The following is a 16,842-nucleotide window of genomic DNA, read 5'->3' on the forward strand; positions in this document are numbered from 1 at the left end:
CCGGCCTCGCGCCGCAAGCGGGGGAGCCCGGCGAGTGATCACCGATCCGACGAAGGAGACGGACCGTGCACTTCCACGACGACTCACTCTTCCCCGAGAACCAGGAAAAGCTGGTCATCCAGGCGGCTCCGTACGGGCCGGAGTGGCTGCCCGGCGACGCCGACGACCTCCCGCTCACGATGGACGAGCACGTGCAGGCGGCCGTCGACTGCCACAACGCCGGCGCCACCGTGCTGCACATCCACGTGCGCAAGCTCGACGGCAAGGGCTCCAAGCGGATGTCCAAGTTCAACGAGCTGCTGGGCCGACTGCGCGAGGCCGTACCGGACATGGTCCTGCAGATCGGCGGGTCGATCTCGTTCGCCCCCGAGGGCGAGGGCGGTGAGGCCAAGTGGCTCAGCTACGACACCCGTCACATGCTGGCCGACCTCACTCCCGCGCCGGACCAGGTGACCATCGCGATCAACACCAGCCAGATGAACATCGTCGAGATCATGAACGACGACGATCTCGAAGGCACCTCGATCGCTAAGCCGGAGTACTACAAGGCCTACCGCGACATGGTCGTCGAAGCGGGCCCCGACTTCTACCTCGAGCACCTCGAGCGCCTGCGCGCCGCCGGCATCCAGCCGCACTTCCAACTGGCCACACTGGCCCAGCTGGAGACCGTGGAACGGCTGATCCGGGCCGGCGTCCACACCGGTCCGCTGATCCTCAACTACGTCGCCATCGGCGGCGGTTTCGCGGGCCGGCACCCCGCCGACCTGATCGAGTTCGTCCGCCGCACACCGGATGGCGCCGTCCTCACCATGGAGAGCTCGATGCGCGCGGTGGCGCCGATGAACGCGATCGGCATCGCGCTCGGCGTGCATGTGCGGGTGGGCAACGAGGACAATCTGTGGCGCCGTAAGGGCGAGCGCATGAGCTCCGTCGAGCAGGTCGAGCAGATGGTCAAGATCTCCGAAGCGCTCGGCCGTGACATCGCGACCGGCGCCGAGGCCAGGAAGATCTACAAGCTCGGCGAGCACTACGCGGACGCCGACGAGACCCTGGCCCGGCTCGGCATGGTGCCCAACCGCCGTCCCGGTCAGCGCGGATTCATGCTGCGCGACGTCTGATCGCGCCACCGGACCACCGCGCCGCAGCCGGCGTGCGCGGTTCCGCTCGGCCGCCGGGGCCGCCCCGCTCACGGCGCCGGCGGCCGAGATCCCCTGAGCCGCCGGAGCCCCGCACCGGGCTCCGGCGGCCCGCCCCGGCTCACCGCATCGCCCCGCGAGCGCTCGGCCGCGAGGCATGTCCGCGACGAACAACGGAGCACGACCGTGGCCCATGCCATTCGCTTCAAGGAGACCGGCGGTCCCGACGTCCTGCGCCGGGAGGAGGTCGTCGTCGGCGACCCCGGCCCGGGCGAGGTGCGGATCCGGCACGGAGCAGTCGGACTCAACTTCGCCGACACCTACTTCCGCACCGGTCTCTACCCGGCGCCGCTGCCCGCCGGTCTGGGCGTAGAGGCCGCGGGTGTGATCGAGGCCGTGGGCGAGGGGGTGACGCAGGTCGCCGAGGGCGACCGGGTGACGTACACAGGAAGCCCGCTCGGCGCCTACAGCACGGAGCGGGTCATGCCGGCCGACTCCCTGATCAAACTGCCGGACGCGATCGGCTTCGAGACGGCCGCGGCGATGACCATGCGCGGACTCACCTCCGCGTACCTGCTCCGCAGGATCCACCCCCTGAAGGCCGGCGACACGATCCTGCTCACCGCGGCGGCCGGCGGCGTGGGACTCATCGTCTGCCAGTGGGCGAAGCTGCTGGGGCTCACCGTGATCGGCACCGTCTCCACCGAGGAGAAGGCCGAACTGGCCCGCGCCCACGGCTGCGACCACATCGTTCACTACCGGCGCGAGAACGTCGCCGAGCGCGTGCGCGAACTGACCGGCGGGGAAGGCGTGCCCGTCGTCTTCGACAGCGTCGGCGAATCGACGTTCGCCGGCTCCCTCGCCTCGCTGCGGCGGCGCGGCCTGCTGGTGTGCTTCGGCACGGCCTCCGGGCCGGTGCCGCCCATCAATGCCATGCAACTGGCCGTCAACGGCTCGCTGTTCGTGACCCGGCCCGCGCTGGCCGACTACATCGCCGACCCCGCGGAGCGGGCCGAACTGGCGGGCGAGCTCTTCGACCACGTCGCCTCCGGGCGCATCGCCATCGAGGTCAACCAGCGCTACGCGCTCGAGGACGCCGCCCACGCGCACCGCGAGCTGGAGGCGGGGAGCACCACGGGATCGTCCGTCTTCGTCCTCTAAGAGCTCCGAGCCCGCGGTCGACCGCGGGCCTGACGCCCCCCTCTCCAGGAGGAAGCACATGGAAAAGACCCTCACCCCGGTGGAGGGCGCACCCGCGCTGGTGCGCGCTCGGTCCCGCGGCTCGGTCAAGGCCGAACCGCTGACCTGTACCATCGGCGCCGAACTCGTCGGCGTGAACCTCGGCGACGCCGCGCGCGACGACGATCTGTTCGCCGAGATCAGGGCCCTGCTCCTGCGGCACAAGGTCCTGTTCCTGCGCGACCAGGACATCTCGCGCGCCGAACACATCGCCTTCGCCGAGCGCTTCGGCCCGCTGGAGGACCATCCGGTGGCCGGCAGCGACCCGGAGCACCCCGGTCTGGTCCGCATCTACAAGGATCTCGACAGCCCGGCGGAGCACTACGAGAACGCCCTGCACACCGACGGCACCTGGCGTGAGACGCCCGCGATGGGCGCCGTGCTGCGCTGCGTGGAGTCGCCCCCGGTCGGCGGGGACACCATCTGGATCAACATGGCCGAGGCATACCGCCGGCTGCCGGAGCACGTCAGGACCCAGATCGAGGACCTGCGGGCACGGCACAGCATCGAGGCGTCCTTCGGCGCCGTCATGCCGGACGACAAACGCCGTGAGCTGAAGGCCCGGTTCCCCGACGCGGAGCACCCGGTGGTGCGCACGCACCCCGAGACCGGCGAGCGGATCCTCTTCGTCAACAGCTTCACCACGCACTTCGTCAACTTCCACACGCCCGAGAACGTGCGCTTCGGGCAGGACTACGCCCCGGGGGCGAGTCACCTGCTGAACTACCTGCTCAGCCAGGCGGCGGTCCCCGAGTACCAGGTGCGCTGGCGCTGGCAGCCGAACAGCGTGGCCATCTGGGACAACCGCTCCACCCAGCACTACGCCGTCCAGGACTACTGGCCCGCCGTCCGCAAGATGGAGCGCGCCGGGATCGTGGGCGACAGACCGTTCTGACCCGTCCTTCAGAAGCGCGTGAGGTGATGACAATGGGGTTTCACACCACTGCGGAGTCCGTCCCGGCGACCGAGACCACGTCTCCGTCCGGGTGGCCGGTTTCCCGCCGCTATGCCTGGATCGTTTTCGCCCTGAGTTTCGGGCTGCTGCTGTCCGACTACATGTCGCGGCAGGTGCTCAACGCCGTCTTCCCGATGCTGAAGGCCGAGTGGCTGCTCTCCGACGCCAGGCTGGGCTCGCTCAGCGGGGTCGTGGCGCTCATGGTCGGCCTGCTCACCTTCCCCATGTCGCTCGTCGCGGACCGCTGGGGCAGGGTGAAGAGCCTGCTGATCGCCGCCACGCTGTGGAGCCTGGCGACCCTGGCGTGCGCGGTGTCGGCGAGCTACGGGGAGATGTTCGTCGGCCGGCTCTTCGTCGGCATCGGGGAGGCGGCCTACGGGAGCGTCGGGATCGCCGTGGTCCTGAGCGTCTTCCCCACCACCCTGAGGGCCACCCTCTCCGGCGCCTTCATCGCGGGCGGGGCCTTCGGCTCGGTCCTGGGCGTGTCGATCGGCGGCGCGGTGGCCGACCGCTTCGGCTGGCGCTGGGCGTTCGGCGTGATGGGCCTCTTCGGGCTGGTGCTCGCCGTCGTCTACGGCGTCGTCGTCACGGAGCGGCGACTGCGCCCGGCGGCGGCCCCGGGCGCGGACGAGGACGGGGCCGCAGCTCCGCCCCGGCCGCTGCGCGCGCTGCTGCCACGGCTGTTCTCCTCCGTCTCGGTGATCGGCGCGTACGTCGGCAGCGGACTCCAGCTGTTCATAGCGGGCGCCCTGATCGCCTGGCTGCCCAGCTACTTCGACCGCTACTACGACCTGACCACCGCGAAGGCCGGAGCCGCCGCCGGGGTCTTCGCCCTGATCATCGGCATCGGGATGATCGGCGGCGGGGTCGTCTCGGACCGGGTCAGCAGGGTGCTCCCGATTCGTAAGTGGGCCGTCGCCATCACCTGCAGCATCGGTGCGCTCGTCCTGCTGACGACCGCCTTCCGGCTGCCCACCGGCCCGCTGCAGATCGCGGCGCTGGCGGCGGGAGCCCTGCTGTCGGCCGGCACGGCCGGTCCGGCCGCCGCCATGGTGGCGAACCTGACCCCGGTGACCATCTCCGCGACCGCGTTCGCCACCCTCACCCTGGCCAACAGCCTGCTCGGCCTGGCGCCCGGCCCCGCCGTCACGGGTCTGCTCGCGGACCGGATGGGCCTGCTCGGCGCGCTGCGGCTGGTCCCCCTCATCGCGGTCGCCGCCACCGTGGCCTTCCTGATCGGCCGTCACTACTACGAGCGCGACCTGCGCCGCATCACACAGGACCACCTGCCGGCCGGGCCGCAGGCGAAGGAACCGGAGCTGTCCTCGTGAGCGGCACCACCGAGCCGACGATCGTGTTCGTCCCCGGCCTGCGCGACCATGTCGAGGAGCACTGGCAGACGCTGCTCGCCGGCCGGCTGGCCGAGGCCGGCCGCACCGTGCGCACCGTGCCCCCGCTGACGCGGGACGGGCTCAGCCGGAAGGCCCGGGTCGCCGCCCTGGACGAGGTGGTGTCGCGGATCGCGGGGCCCGTCGTCCTGGTCGCCCACAGCGCCGGTGTGATCACCACCGTGCACTGGGCCCAGGAGCACACGGCCGACGTCCGGGGCGCGCTGCTGGCCACCCCGCCCGACTTCGGGACGCCGCTGCCGGAGGGCTACCCCGCTCCCGAGGTGCTGGAGGAGCACGGCTGGACACCGGTGCCCCGGGTTCCGCTGCCCTTCCCGAGCATCGTCGCGGCGAGCTCCGACGACCCCCTGGGCGCCGTCGAACGCGTCCGCGAGCTGGCCGGGCTCTGGGGCAGCCGGTTCGAGGAGCTGGGAGCGGTCGGCCACCTCAACCCCGCGTCCGGCCACGGCCCCTGGTCCCAGTCGGAGGAACTGCTCCGCCGACTCGAGATCGGCTGACCCGCGATCCGACGCGCGGCCCCCGCGCACGCGACGCCGGGCCCCGGCTGCCGCCATGTCAAGCGCCCGACGCCGTCGAGCCGATCGCCGCCCCGCCACGCGCCCTGACCGGGAAGGAGCTGGAAGTGCCCGTCGAGCGCGTCCTGCTGGGGCGTCCGCGTCACCGACGTCGGCGGCGAAGGCGCGGTCTCCCGTCCCGGGATACCGGCCTGGTTCGCGCGGTACGCGGCCAGTTCGGCACCGGACGGATGAACGGTCCCCGGCAACCAGCGAGCACCGCCTGACCGGGCGGGACGCGGTCGAAGCCGCAGGTGTGTCCTCACGGGACCGCACCTGCGGCTTCCGGCTGTGCCCTGCCGCTCCGAAGCGCTCGGGGCCATGCCTCCCCTTGTCCCGGGCGGTGTCCTCCTGGTCCCGGCGATGTCCTCGTGACCCGGGCTGGCCCCTCGTACTCCGGGCGGTGTCCTCGTGACCCGGGCTGGACCCTCGTACTCCGGGCGGTGTCCTCGTGTTCCGGGCTGGCCCCTCGTACTCCGGGCGGTGTCCTCGTGTTCCGGGCTGGCCCCTCGTACTCCGGGCGGTGTCCTCGTGTTCCGGGCTGGGCCCTCCGTCTCCGGGCCGTGCCCTGTTGCCCCGCGCCGTGCCCCGCTCCGGGCGGTGTCCTCGTGACCCCGGCAGGGCCTTCCGGATACGGGCTGGGCCCTCGCGCTCCGGGCCGTGCCCCTTGCTCCGGGCTGGGCCCTCTTGCTCCGACCGGGCTGGGCCCTCGTGCTTCGACCGTGCCTCGCGGCTCCGGGCCGTGCCCTGTCCCTCCGGGCCTGCGCCGACCCTTCGCACCGTGCCTTGCGGCTCGCCCCCGGCCGTGTCCCGCGGATCCGGGCTCGTGTCCCGCGCCGCCGGCCGCCGGGCCCGGAAGGACCGAGCACGGCGGGACCCCGACACCGTCCACGAGGAGATCCGGCCGGAAGCACCAGTGGAGGAGTCCCCGGCTCAGTGAGCCGGGAACTCCTCCACAGGGAAACGCCGCTTCAGCCGTCGGACGTCAAAGGCATCTGACGCCGTACTGCAGGGTGAGGCTGGAGACGGAGACCACCGCCCACAGACAGGCGCCCAACAGCAGCGGGCGGGGGCCGGTGCGACGCAGGGCCGCGAGGTCGGTGGACAGGCCGACCGCGCAGAGCGCGACGGTGACGAGGAGCGCCGAGAGTTCCTTGAGGCCGGGATGGGCCGCGGCCGGGACGAGACCGGCGCTGTTGACCGCGGCCGCCAGCAGGAAGGCCACGAGGAACCAGGGCACCAGCCCGGCCGGTCGCGCCCGGGATGAGGTGGCAGCCTGACCGCGGGCGCGGGCGCGCCGCCCGGTCAGGATCGCCAAACCCAGACAAATGGGGATGATCATCAGGGTGCGGGTGAGTTTGACGACGACGGCGTCGTCGGCCGCCGCGGGCCCATAGGCGGAGGCGACGGCGACCACGGACGACATGTCGTTGACCGCGGTCCCGGCGAAGAGGCCGAAGGCATCGGGGCCCATCCCGAGCAGGTGGCCGATCACCGGGAAGGCGACCACCGCGGCGATGTTGAAGAGGAAGATCGTCGAGATGGCGTAGGCGACTTCCGCGCTCGCGGCGCCGATGACCGGTGTGACCGCCGCGATCGCCGACGCCCCGCAGATCCCGGTGCCGGCCCCGATCAGGGTGCGCAGGTCGCCGCCGACACCGAGGCGGCGGCCGATGAACCAGGCGGCGCTCAGGCAGGCGGTCAACGAACCGACCATGATCGGCAGCGAGCCCGCGCCCACCCGGAGCACCTGGGTGAGCGACAGCTGGGCGCCGAGAAGGGCGACCCCTGCCTGGAGCACCGGCTTGTTGGCGACGCGGATCCCCGGGCGCAGCCGTGCGCCCGGCTTGCGCACGGCGGCGACCAGTACGCCGATGACCACGCCGCTCCCCGGACCGCCGAGGACCGGAAGCAGTCTGCCCACTCCCGTGGCCGCCGCGGCGACGACCAGGGTGAGGGCGAGCCCGGGTATCCAGGAACCGGAGGCGGGACGGGCGCCGGCCGTCGGGTCGGTCCGGTCGCGCGCGGTGCATCCGGTCGTGGTGTCCGAGGCGGAACGAGGGGGGTACGCGGCCGCTTCCCCGCTCACGAGAGCGGCTCTCGTCCGACGGTGTCGTTGAGGTCCGTCCGTTCGACGGTTATCTCCCGCTTGAGGATCTTGCCGGTCGCGCCCTTGGGGAGCGCGTCCGTGAACGTGACGATCCGCGGGTACTTGTAGGCGGCCACCCGCTCCTTGACGAACCGCAGGATCTCGCCGGCCGTGGTGTCCTCGCCGTCGCGCAGGACCACGACGGCCGCGACCTCCTCGCCGTGGACGTCGTGCGGCACACCGACGACGGCGGCCTCGGCGACCGCCGGGTGCTCGTAGAGGACCTCCTCGATCTCGCGCGGATAGACGTTGTAGCCACCGCGGATGATGAGGTCCTTCTTGCGGTCGACGATGAAGTAGTAGCCGTCCTCGTCGACGCGGGCGAGGTCGCCGCTGTGGAACCATCCGCCGCGGACGGCCTCCGCGGTCGCGTCCGGACGGTTGCGGTAGCCCTTCATCACGTTCTCGCCGCGGATCGCGATCTCCCCCACGTCACCGGGGCCCACCGGGGAACCGTCGTCCGATACGAGCCTGACCTCGACCCCGCGGACGGGCAGACCGATGGAGCCGGCCTTGCGGGGCCGGTCCGGGGGATTGAACACGGCGACCGGAGAGGTCTCCGAGAGCCCGTATCCCTCCAGCACCGGGATGCCGAGTTCCCGTTCGAAGCCGTGCAGCACCTCGACCGGCAGGGAGGCGCCGCCGGAGACGGCGAGGCGCAGTCGGGGAAGGCCGTGGCCATCGGGCACACCGGCGTGCAACAGGGCCGTGTACATGGTGGGGACGCCGAGGAAGACCGTGACCTCGTCCCGTCGCATGATCCGCAGAGCCGTGGCCGGGTCGAACCGCGGCAGCAGGGTCAGGGAGGCTCCCGCGGCGACGGCCGCGTTGAGGGCACAGGTCTGTCCGAAGGCGTGGAACAGCGGAAGGCCGCCGAAGAGCACGTCGTCCGGCCCGATCCGGATCAGCGTCCGCACCGTCGTGACCGCGTTGGTCGTCAGGTTGCGGTGGGTCAGCTCGGCGCCCTTCGGGGTCCCCGTCGTGCCCGAGGTGTAGAGGATCACGGCGGTGTCGTCCCGGGCCCGGTCGACGACGTCGGCCGTCGGCTCGGTCGCCCGCATCAGGGCGCCGAACTCCACGGGGTCGGTGACCAGGCACTCCGTCCCGGTCTCGGCCGCGGCACGCACCACCTCCTCGGCGGACAGGGGGAACGTCAGCACGAGCCGGGCCCCGCAGTCCCGGAGGGTGAAGGCCACCTCGCGCGCCTTCAGCAGCGGGTTCATCGGCACCACGACGCCTCCGGCCCGCAGGATGCCGTAATACGCGACCGGGAAGAGGATGACATTGGGCATGACCAGGGCCACGCGATCGCCCGGCCGGACGCCCCTGTCCCGCAGCAGCGTGGCGACCCGGGCACTGGCGTCGTCCAGCTGGGCGTAGGTGAGAACGGTCTCGTCCTGGCGTACGGCGACGCGGTCACCGCCGGCCCCGGCCGATTCCACCAGGGCTGCCGCGAGGTTGTTCATTCGTTCATCCGTTCGGTCGGGGCCGTAGGCGATCAGTGGGGACATCGGGAGCCGTCGGCGTCCGCGGAGCCGGGTGTCGCGATCACGTCTCGGGGGGTGACCCCGCCGCGGCCGGATCCGTCCTCGGCGGGGGGCATGTCTCCCCAAAACTCCGCGGGCAGGTCGCGTCCTTGATGCAGGGTCAGCCACAGTCGCAGCACATGGCGCTTCAGTTCGGGCTCGGCGAAGTCCTCGTACCGCGTGCGGGAGTGCAGAACCGCGTAGTTGTTGATCAGCAGCAGGTCGCCCGCCTCGAAGTCGACGTCCAGCCGGTACTCGGGGGAAGCGGCCAGCCGGTCGATGAGGTCGAACAGCTCGACGTCGGCCGGCTCCAGACGGGGGACGCCGGGAAAGCGCTGCGCGGACTCGAGGTAGCGGCGGTGGTAGCGGAGGCTGAGCTTTCCGCCGTGCCAGGAGGCGAGCGGGGCCGCGTGGCAGGGGCGCTCGCCGGGGGCGTGCTCCTCCCGGCGGTCGATGAAGTGCGTGCGGTACAGGCGCTCCACGAGGTCCGGGCGCCGTGCCAGCACCGCGTTGTGGACGGCGGCGGAGCTGACGAGGGAGATACGTGCGCCGACGCGAGCCGCTCGCAGGCACATCAGAGCGAGGACGTCGGACCCGTCCGTGTGAAACGGCAGTTCCGCTCGGGTCTGATAACCGCGCGTCGAGGGATCGGCCATGGTGCGGCCGGTGTCCCGGGCATGGCCGAGCATGTGGCCCGCCGCGTTCTGCGACACCGGGACCCCCAGGTGCCGACCCAGCCCCCAGAACACGGTGCTCGCCGCCGGGCCGTACCGCTCGACCGGGACGCCCTTGACGAGCACGAAGCCGCGGCCGTTCTCCAACTCGTCCGCGACGCGCTCCAGTCGGCCGGCCAGCGTCGGCAACGGGAAGTCGTCCGCCGTCACCTTCAGCAGCGGGACCCCCCGTTCACGCACCGCGCGCAGGGCGGCCCCGAGTTCGTCGATCTGCGCCGGTGACAGTCGCAGGACCCGGTCCTCGGGGTCGGTCAGGTCCGGCCCCTTCCACACCGGCGGCCCCGTGCAGGGGCGACGCAAGACGTCGATCACGTTCGGGCGAACCGCGGGCACGCTCATCGTCCTTTCCGCGCGGAGAATCCCACGGGTCTTCACGTAAGACCTCCACGCATTTCGGCACCGGAATATCCCCGGAGGCGATCCGTCCGTCAAGGAATTCCGTATCGCTTTTTCAGGGCTGGTCAACAGATGGATGATTTGCCATGGTGTTCCCCGCCGGGATGTCCGATCGGCCGGGAGCCGGATTCCGGGGCGGTGAACTCCATCGCGAGTGGTGCAACGCTAGGCCACCGCGTGACACATCGCTTGACTTCACGTGACATCTGACTTATCAATCAGGGACATAGTTCTGGAGCGCGCCCATGAAGCCCCTCGTCCGCAACGCCACCCTGAGCAACTACGTCGAGCTGAGCCAGTCGCTCGGCATCGACCCCCGGAACCTGATGAAGCGCGTGGGCCTGGACGCCGCAGGCCTCGCCGTCCAGGACAGGTGGATCTCCGGCGAGGCCGTGATCCAGCTGCTCGAACTCTCGGCCGCGGCCTCGCACCGCGAGGACTTCGGCCTGCTCCTCGCCGAACGGCGGCGCTTCTCCACACTCGGCCCCATCAGTCTGGTCCTGCGCGAGGAGCCCGATGTCCGCAGCGCGGTCGAACTGCTCGTCCGCCATGAGCACATGTACAACGAGATGCTCCACAGCCGACTGTCCGAGGCGAACGGCCTGGCCACCCTCAAGGTGAATCTGGAACTGGGCGAGGCGATGGCGGCCCGCCAGGCCACGGAGCTGGCCATGGGCGCTTTCCACCAGGTTCTCCGCACCTTTCTCGGCGCTCGCTGGCAGGCGCTTTCCGTGTGTCTCACGCACAGCGCGCCGGTGGACCCCGCGACCCATCGGCGCATCTTCGGCCCGGTGGTGGAATTCGACAGCGAATTCAACGGGGTCGTTTTCTACGGCAGCGATCTCAACGTCCCCAACCCGATGTCGGACCCGCTGCTGCGGACCTACGCGCGGCAGTTCTTCGACTCGATCGCGGTGTCGAGGGACACGACCCTGCTGGACCGCGTGCGTGACCTGATCGAAGTCCTGCTGCCGACCGGACGGTGTTCCGTCGAGCAGGTCGCGGGCAGTCTCGGCGTCGACCGGCGGACCGTGCACCGGCATCTGGCCGCGGCGGGCGAGACCTTCTCCTCCGTCCTCAACACGACGCGTGCCCGGCTCGCGGAGCAACTCGTGGCCAACCCGCGCCGCTCGCTGACCGAGATCTCCGACCTGCTGGGGTTCTCGGCGCCGAGCGCCTTCTCACGCTGGTTCCGCGAGCAGTTCGGATGCAGCGCGCGGGACTGGCGTGCCCGCAGGTCCGGCCGCCGGCCGGACCAGCGCTCCGGTCGGCCGGCGCCTTCGCCGTCGCCTCCAGCGACGAGGGCCACTACCAGGGCGGCGGACTCTTCTCCACCGACCCGACCCTGCGCGCCGACTTCGGCTACAAGTCCGACCACCTGATGGTCCAGGCCGCCAAGACCGTCATCGAGCGGTGCTCTCCGCGGAGCGCCTCGTAGACCTTCGGTCCCAGGAAGCCGATCCGCGCACCGGGCTCGCCGACGGTGACATGGCCGAGCGAGCCCCAGGACGCGAAGACACCGCCGGTCGTCGGGTCTCCCAGGTGCACCAGGCAGGGCCGCCCGTGGCGGTGGAGGCGAGCTGCGGCAGCCCGGCCGCGGTCGCGCGCGGACGGCCTTGGTGATCCGGGCCGCCGCCGCGACGCCGATGGAGCCGCCGGGGAAGCGGAACTCGTTGACGACGACGGCCACCGGACGGCCGCGCACCAGCCCCGTCCCGTCAGGACCGACTCATCGGCGCCGGACCGCTCGGCCGCGGCGGGGAGCCGGCGACGGTACTCGTCGGGACGGCCCGACACATCGACGGGTTCGTCCCACGACGTGAACGAGCCGTCGTCCAGAACCAGTTCGATCAACTCGGCGGCGCTGCCGGTCCCCTAGCGGCCGGCCGTACAGCTGGTGCCCCGGCAGGCGAGCACACGGTCGCCGGGCGTCGGCGTCGTGTGCGGGCCTCCCAGGGCCCGGGACAGGTCGATCACAAGCGCTCCGTCCAACGGTCCCACGTCTGCTCTCCCTCATGATCGTGTCTGCCGGCCTGTCGGTTCGTGGTGTTCGCGCGCGAAGTCGTTGCTCGGGTCTCGCCACACCGCGCGGACGTGGTCGGCGTCGTCCTCGTGGCGTGGAGCCGCGCACAAGGTCTTCGCCATCCTCCCGAGCGTGCGGACACCCATGGCGCGACCGCTCCGGTCGTCCGGCACGGCGGCGTCGGGGGCCGAACGGTTCGCGACGGACTCATCGGCCGCGCGCGACCCGCGGTGCCCCGACGAGCACCGTGGGTCACCCGGTGCGGCCGCCCCGGCGTTCGGCGATGCGGATGGTCAGGTCATGCGCCTCCTGGAGCAGCAGCCGGCCGAGCTGGTGCAGCCGTGGAGGTGCCAGGCGGGCCTCGATGCCGGTGATGCTGAGGGCGAACCGCGGGTTGCCCTGCGGGTCGAAGACGGCCGCCCCGATGCCCCAGCTCCCGCCGACGATGAGTCCCGGGTTCACGGCGTAGCCGTCGCGCCGTGTCCGGGCGATGTGTTCGCGGACGCGGTCCCGGCTGTGCTCGGGGCCGTAGGCCTCGGTCAGATCGGTCGCGTCGACGTAGGCGTCCCGCTCCCGTTCGTCGAGGAAGGCCAGCATGACCTGTCCCGCGGAGGCGACTCCCAGGGGAAACCGGATGCCCTCGTACAGGACGTGGGACCGGATGGGGAAGCTTCCGTCCTCCCGCACCAGGCAGACGGTCTCGTTGCCGCGCCGCGCGGAGAAGAAGGAGCTCTCACCGGTGCGCTGGGCCAGCCGGCGCACCGCGGGCCGGGCCGCGTCGGTCTCGTCGTGGCGGCTGCTCGCCGCCATGCCGAGGATGTAGATCTCCGGCCCCAGGTGCCAGTTGCCGTTGGCGGGGTCCCGGTCGGTCAGGCCCTCGGCCATCAGCGAGGACAGCATGCGGTGCGCGGTCGGCCGGGCGAGGCCGGTGCGTGCGGCGAGCAGCGTCGTCGACGCTCCCCCGGGCTCCTCTCCCGAGAGGGCGCGCAGCAGTGCTCCGACGCGTCCGACGACGTTGTTCGCGGCGTCCATGAGGCCATCGTAGACGGCGTTCACTCAGTGAACGCCCGTACCCACGCGTGGTCGGTACATGAGCGAGCTACAGGCTTTTCGACGTTCGCTGATTGACCGCTCCGAGGCTCCTGCCTTCAATGGCGAGTCCGTCGACGCCGGTCGGCGGAGGGAGGAGCGGCATGGACAAGGTGTTCGGATCGGCCGCTGACGCGGTCCTCGGCATCCCCTCGGGAAGCACGATCGCGGTCGGCGGCTTCGGTCTGTGCGGGATCCCGTCGGTACTCGTCGAGGCGTTGCTGGAAGCGGGTATCGGTGACCTGGAGGCGGCGTCCAACAACGCCGGGGTCGACGACTGGGGTCTCGGCCGACTGCTGGCCGCGGGGCGGCTGCGCCGGATCGTGGCGTCCTACGTCGGCGAGAACAAGGAGTTCGCCCGCCAGTACCTCTCCGGTGAGCTCGAGGTGGAGCTGACCCCGCAGGGCACCCTGGCGGAGCGGATGCGGGCCGGCGGCTCGGGCATTCCCGCGTTCTTCACGGCGACGGGCGTCGGCACCCAGGTCGCCGAGGGGGGCCTCCCCTGGAAATACGGCCCGGACGGCGAGGTCGTGGTCGCGTCGCCGCCGAAGCAGACCCAGGTGTTCGACACCCCCGCCGGTCCCAGGGACTTCGTGCTGGAGCACGCGATCGTCGCGGACTTCGGTCTGGTGCGCGCCTGGAAGGGCGACCGGCACGGCAACCTCGTCTTCCGGGACTCCGCCCGCAACTTCAACCCCCTCGTCGCGATGTGCGGCCGTGTCACGGTCGCGGAGGTCGAGGAACTGGTCGAGCCCGGCGAGCTGGACCCCGACCAGATCCACACACCGGGGGTGTTCGTCCAGCGCGTGGTGGCGCTGACCCCGGAGCAGGCCGCGGACAAGCGGATCGAGAAGCGCACTGTGCGGGAGGTGCCGGCATGAGCTGGACACGCGAGGAGATGGCGGCCAGGGCCGCGGCGGAACTGACCGACGGCTCCTATGTGAACCTCGGGATCGGTCTTCCGACGCTGGTGCCCAACTATGTCCCCGACGACGTCGAGTTGGTGCTGCAGTCGGAGAACGGCATTCTCGGTGTGGGCGCCTACCCGGTCTCCGGGGAGGAGGACGCCGACCTGATCAACGCCGGCAAGGAGACGGTCACCGTCCGGCGGGGTGCCTCGTTCTTCGACTCGGCGACGTCGTTCGCGATGATCCGGGGCGGCAAGATCGACGCCGCGATCCTCGGCGCCATGCAGGTCTCCAGGAAGGGCGACATCGCCAACTGGATGATCCCCGGCAAGATGGTCAAGGGCATGGGCGGGGCGATGGACCTGGTCCATGGCGCCAAGAAGGTCATCGTGCTCATGGAGCACGTGGCCAAGGACGGTTCGTTCAAGATCGTCGAGGAGTGCTCCCTGCCCTACACCGGCAAGGGCGTGGTGCAGCGGGTCATCACCGACCTGTGCGTGATCGACGTGACGCCGGACGGTCTCAGGCTGGTCGAACTCGCGCCCGGCGTGAGCGTCGAGGAGGTGCGGGCCAAGACGGAACCCCCGCTCACGTACACCCCCGCCCCGGCCGGCGCCTCCCCGGCCCGGTGACGGGCCCGCCGGGCGGGTCGCCCGGCGGAGGATGTCGCTGCCGAAGCGACACGAGACGTGGTCGGAGAGCACCAGGCGCGGCCGCGCATGCACCTGAGGCCGCACACCATGGCGCGTCCAGATCAACCCTCTGAACAGGCATTCCACGTCGAGCCTTCCGTGGGGCGGAAGGCGTGTTGCGTTCCCGTGACGCCGTTCCGGGCGATGTCGCCACCGCCCAACGACGGGAGCCGCAACGATGCCGCACACCACCGCCTTCGCCAGGAACCAGGGGTACAGCCAGCGCACCTTTCTGACCTGCACTTATGTGGGGCGATGAGGCTGTGACCTGCCAGGACGGGTGGCAGAGGCGTACGGAGGCAGTCAGAGGCGTCAGCCCCTGAAACCGGCCCTTGAGGGACCCGAGTTGGCTGGTGTGGATCATGGTTTGGGTGACTCTGGCGGTGCTCTGTTTCGACCTCGGTCGAGCTGCGACGGGGAGGCCGGCCTCCGCTCGGGCCCGGGCTTACGAGGGCCTCCAGGACGGCCGTCCCGGGGACCTCGCCGGCTCCGACGGAGGTCGGTTCCGGACACCACCCATGGTTTTAGCGGACCTGGGTGGCGTCCACGTCTTTGCGAGACGACCCCACCGTGACAGACAGCACCCATCACGCCCTCTCTCGACCGAACGCATCCCAGTTCCACGGCGTTCTGGGCTACGCCCAACTGCCGTCGGCTGCAACCGATCTCATCCTGCTCGGCGACCTCACCGGCCGTTACGCCACCGGCAGTTACAGCAAGCTCAGCTCCGACGGCCAGAGCGTGGTGACCGATGACGACGCTCACCTCTCCTCCAGCTTGGTACGAGACGGGGGCGATCGCCACGACAGCGGCCCTGGCCGCAGGTCCGGCGGCCGTCCCCCCAGGAGCCGCGCGGCCGGGCGGCGCGCGCGGAACGCCGGGTGGGCCGTCACGGCCGTCACCGCACGCGCCGGGGGCCGCCGTGGAATAGTGGAAGTGGCGGGAATCGCCCTTCCGTGAGAGGCCGGTCGGCCCTGAAGGGAGACAGGTCCGGTGTCCGTACACGCGCTCGAGACGACGACCGTGACAGCCTTGGTCGAAGACGCCACTGCGGCTCCGTCCATGCACAACGCGCAGCCGTGGAGATTCCGGTTCCTGCGGGCCGAGAGCACGTTCCAGGTGTACTCGGATCTCGAACGGGCCATGCCCCGCGCCGATCCCACCACCCGCGGTCTTCATCTGGGGTGCGCCGCCGCCCTCTTCAATCTGCGGGTCGCCGCCTCCCACGCGGGCTGGGCCGCCCGCACCGAGCTGCTGCCCGACCACACGGAGCCGCGTCTGCTCGCGCGGGTGCGGCTGGCCTCCCCGGAGTTCACCAGGGACGGGCACGAGGACGGGACCGGGAACGACGTCGAGGAGGATCTCGTCCCGCTGTATCCGGCGATCCGGCGCCGCCACACCAGCCGCCGGCCCTTCACCGACGAGGCGATACCCCAGGCCATCAAGGACGCCCTGAGCGCCGCCGCCCTGCTGGAGGGAGTGCGGCTGCTCTTCCCCGACGCGTGGCATGTCCACACCCTGCTGGACCTGGTGCACGACGCCGAGGGCCGGGACGCCCTGGACGCCGCGGCGTCCGAGGAGCTGCGGCACTGGACCCGGGTGGGCGCGGAGGAGTCGGAGAAGGCGAACGACGGGGTGCCCGAGTACGCGTTCGGCCCCCGCAAGCTCTACGGCAGCGGGCCCGTGCGGGACTTCGCCGGCAGGAGTATGGATCCCGGCCGGGAGACCGCCGTGTTCGAGAATGCGCCTCAGCTCGCGGTACTGGGCACCGTGAGGGACGGTCCCCGGGACTGGCTGATGGCGGGCCAGGCGATGGAACGCGTCCTGCTCCAGGCCACCCTCGACGGGCTCGCCACGTCACTCACCTCCCAGGCCCTCTAATGGCCCGAGCTCCGATGGGCCGTGCGCGACCCGCAGTCGGCGATGGGGTTCGTCCAGATGGTGCTCCGGCTCGGATACGGGCCCGCGGGCCCCGCCACGCCGCGCCGCCCCGTGGACGAGGTGCTCGACATCGCGTGAGCCCGTGAACCCC

The 16,842-nt window shown here is 71.4% G+C and carries 13 protein-coding genes and 1 pseudogene; 9 read left to right on the forward strand and 5 right to left on the reverse strand.

Going from position 1 to position 16,842, the window contains the following annotated elements:
* Window positions 1-65: 65 nt before the first annotated feature.
* The 5 genes from OG440_RS02450 to OG440_RS02470 all read left to right on the forward strand — a co-directional run bounded on the left by OG440_RS02450 (window position 66) and on the right by OG440_RS02470 (window position 5,236).
* Window positions 66-1,118 carry a 3-keto-5-aminohexanoate cleavage protein gene (locus tag OG440_RS02450; protein ID WP_406005147.1) on the forward strand — a complete coding sequence of 351 codons (1,053 nt, stop codon included), beginning with the start codon at window positions 66-68 and terminating at the stop codon, window positions 1,116-1,118.
* Between the two features lie 204 nt (window positions 1,119-1,322).
* Window positions 1,323-2,297 carry a quinone oxidoreductase family protein gene (locus OG440_RS02455; protein WP_406005148.1) on the forward strand — a complete coding sequence of 325 codons (975 nt, stop codon included), beginning with the start codon at window positions 1,323-1,325 and terminating at the stop codon, window positions 2,295-2,297.
* A gap of 58 nt (window positions 2,298-2,355) precedes the next feature.
* Entirely contained in the window at window positions 2,356-3,270 is a 915-nt protein-coding gene (locus OG440_RS02460; RefSeq protein ID WP_406005149.1) for a TauD/TfdA dioxygenase family protein, read from the forward strand.
* A gap of 32 nt (window positions 3,271-3,302) precedes the next feature.
* Complete coding sequence (locus OG440_RS02465) at window positions 3,303-4,661, forward strand: MFS transporter (RefSeq protein WP_406005150.1); 1,359 nt, start codon at window positions 3,303-3,305, stop codon at window positions 4,659-4,661.
* A complete protein-coding gene (locus OG440_RS02470; RefSeq protein WP_406005151.1) occupies window positions 4,658-5,236 on the forward strand; it encodes an RBBP9/YdeN family alpha/beta hydrolase in 579 nt (192 codons plus the stop codon). The genes OG440_RS02465 and OG440_RS02470 overlap by 4 nt, the downstream gene beginning before the upstream one ends.
* 1,042 nt (window positions 5,237-6,278) lie before the next feature.
* Here the strand turns inward: OG440_RS02470 and OG440_RS02475 are convergent.
* The 3 genes from OG440_RS02475 to OG440_RS02485 are packed head-to-tail and all read right to left on the reverse strand — an operon-like array spanning window position 6,279 to window position 10,035.
* A complete protein-coding gene (locus tag OG440_RS02475; protein WP_406005152.1) occupies window positions 6,279-7,382 on the reverse strand; it encodes a YeiH family protein in 1,104 nt (367 codons plus the stop codon).
* Window positions 7,379-8,908 carry a long-chain-fatty-acid--CoA ligase gene (locus OG440_RS02480; protein WP_406005153.1) on the reverse strand — a complete coding sequence of 510 codons (1,530 nt, stop codon included), beginning with the start codon at window positions 8,906-8,908 and terminating at the stop codon, window positions 7,379-7,381. Before OG440_RS02480 ends, OG440_RS02475 begins: the two co-directional genes overlap by 4 nt.
* Before the next feature lie 32 nt (window positions 8,909-8,940).
* The gene (locus tag OG440_RS02485; RefSeq protein ID WP_406005154.1) at window positions 8,941-10,035 is read right to left on the reverse strand and encodes a TauD/TfdA family dioxygenase; all 1,095 of its coding nucleotides are present in this window, start codon (window positions 10,033-10,035) and stop codon (window positions 8,941-8,943) included.
* Window positions 10,036-10,343: 308 nt separating this feature from the next.
* Between OG440_RS02485 and OG440_RS02490 the strand changes: the two genes are divergently transcribed.
* Complete coding sequence (locus OG440_RS02490; RefSeq protein ID WP_406005155.1) at window positions 10,344-11,480, forward strand: AraC family transcriptional regulator; 1,137 nt, start codon at window positions 10,344-10,346, stop codon at window positions 11,478-11,480.
* Here the strand turns inward: OG440_RS02490 and OG440_RS02495 are convergent.
* Window positions 11,461-11,646 (reverse strand): hypothetical protein, encoded by a 186-nt coding sequence (locus tag OG440_RS02495; RefSeq protein WP_406005156.1) that lies wholly within the window; start codon window positions 11,644-11,646, stop codon window positions 11,461-11,463. The two genes, OG440_RS02490 and OG440_RS02495, sit on opposite strands and share 20 nt — an antisense overlap.
* Window positions 11,647-12,373: 727 nt before the next feature.
* Complete coding sequence (locus OG440_RS02500) at window positions 12,374-13,153, reverse strand: IclR family transcriptional regulator (RefSeq protein ID WP_406005157.1); 780 nt, start codon at window positions 13,151-13,153, stop codon at window positions 12,374-12,376.
* A gap of 161 nt (window positions 13,154-13,314) precedes the next feature.
* Here OG440_RS02500 and OG440_RS02505 point away from each other — a divergent pair, with 161 nt between their 5' ends.
* The 3 genes and pseudogenes from OG440_RS02505 to OG440_RS02515 all read left to right on the forward strand — a co-directional run bounded on the left by OG440_RS02505 (window position 13,315) and on the right by OG440_RS02515 (window position 16,829).
* Window positions 13,315-14,091, forward strand: coding sequence for a CoA transferase subunit A (locus tag OG440_RS02505; protein ID WP_406005158.1), 777 nt, complete (start codon window positions 13,315-13,317; stop codon window positions 14,089-14,091).
* Window positions 14,088-14,750, forward strand: coding sequence for a 3-oxoacid CoA-transferase subunit B (locus tag OG440_RS02510; protein ID WP_406005159.1), 663 nt, complete (start codon window positions 14,088-14,090; stop codon window positions 14,748-14,750). Before OG440_RS02505 ends, OG440_RS02510 begins: the two co-directional genes overlap by 4 nt.
* 1,053 nt (window positions 14,751-15,803) lie before the next feature.
* A pseudogene (locus OG440_RS02515) lies at window positions 15,804-16,829 on the forward strand (Acg family FMN-binding oxidoreductase).
* The last annotated feature ends 13 nt before the right edge of the window (window positions 16,830-16,842 follow it).

The sequence above is a fragment of the Streptomyces sp. NBC_00637 genome, from assembly GCF_045161545.1.
In the GTDB taxonomy this organism is placed as follows: Bacteria; Actinomycetota; Actinomycetes; order Streptomycetales; family Streptomycetaceae; genus Streptomyces.

Excerpts from the sequence above, each read along its gene's own strand:
- OG440_RS02460 (WP_406005149.1), top strand. The coding sequence starts at position 2,356 with ATGGAAAAGACCCTCACCCCGGTGGAGGGCGCACCCGCGCTGGTGCGC.
- OG440_RS02465 (WP_406005150.1), top strand. The coding sequence starts at position 3,303 with ATGGGGTTTCACACCACTGCGGAGTCCGTCCCGGCGACCGAGACCACG.
- OG440_RS02480 (WP_406005153.1), bottom strand. The coding sequence starts at position 8,908 with ATGAACAACCTCGCGGCAGCCCTGGTGGAATCGGCCGGGGCCGGCGGT.
- OG440_RS02490 (WP_406005155.1), top strand. The coding sequence starts at position 10,344 with ATGAAGCCCCTCGTCCGCAACGCCACCCTGAGCAACTACGTCGAGCTG.
- OG440_RS02500 (WP_406005157.1), bottom strand. The coding sequence starts at position 13,153 with ATGGACGCCGCGAACAACGTCGTCGGACGCGTCGGAGCACTGCTGCGC.
- OG440_RS02505 (WP_406005158.1), top strand. The coding sequence starts at position 13,315 with ATGGACAAGGTGTTCGGATCGGCCGCTGACGCGGTCCTCGGCATCCCC.
- OG440_RS02510 (WP_406005159.1), top strand. The coding sequence starts at position 14,088 with ATGAGCTGGACACGCGAGGAGATGGCGGCCAGGGCCGCGGCGGAACTG.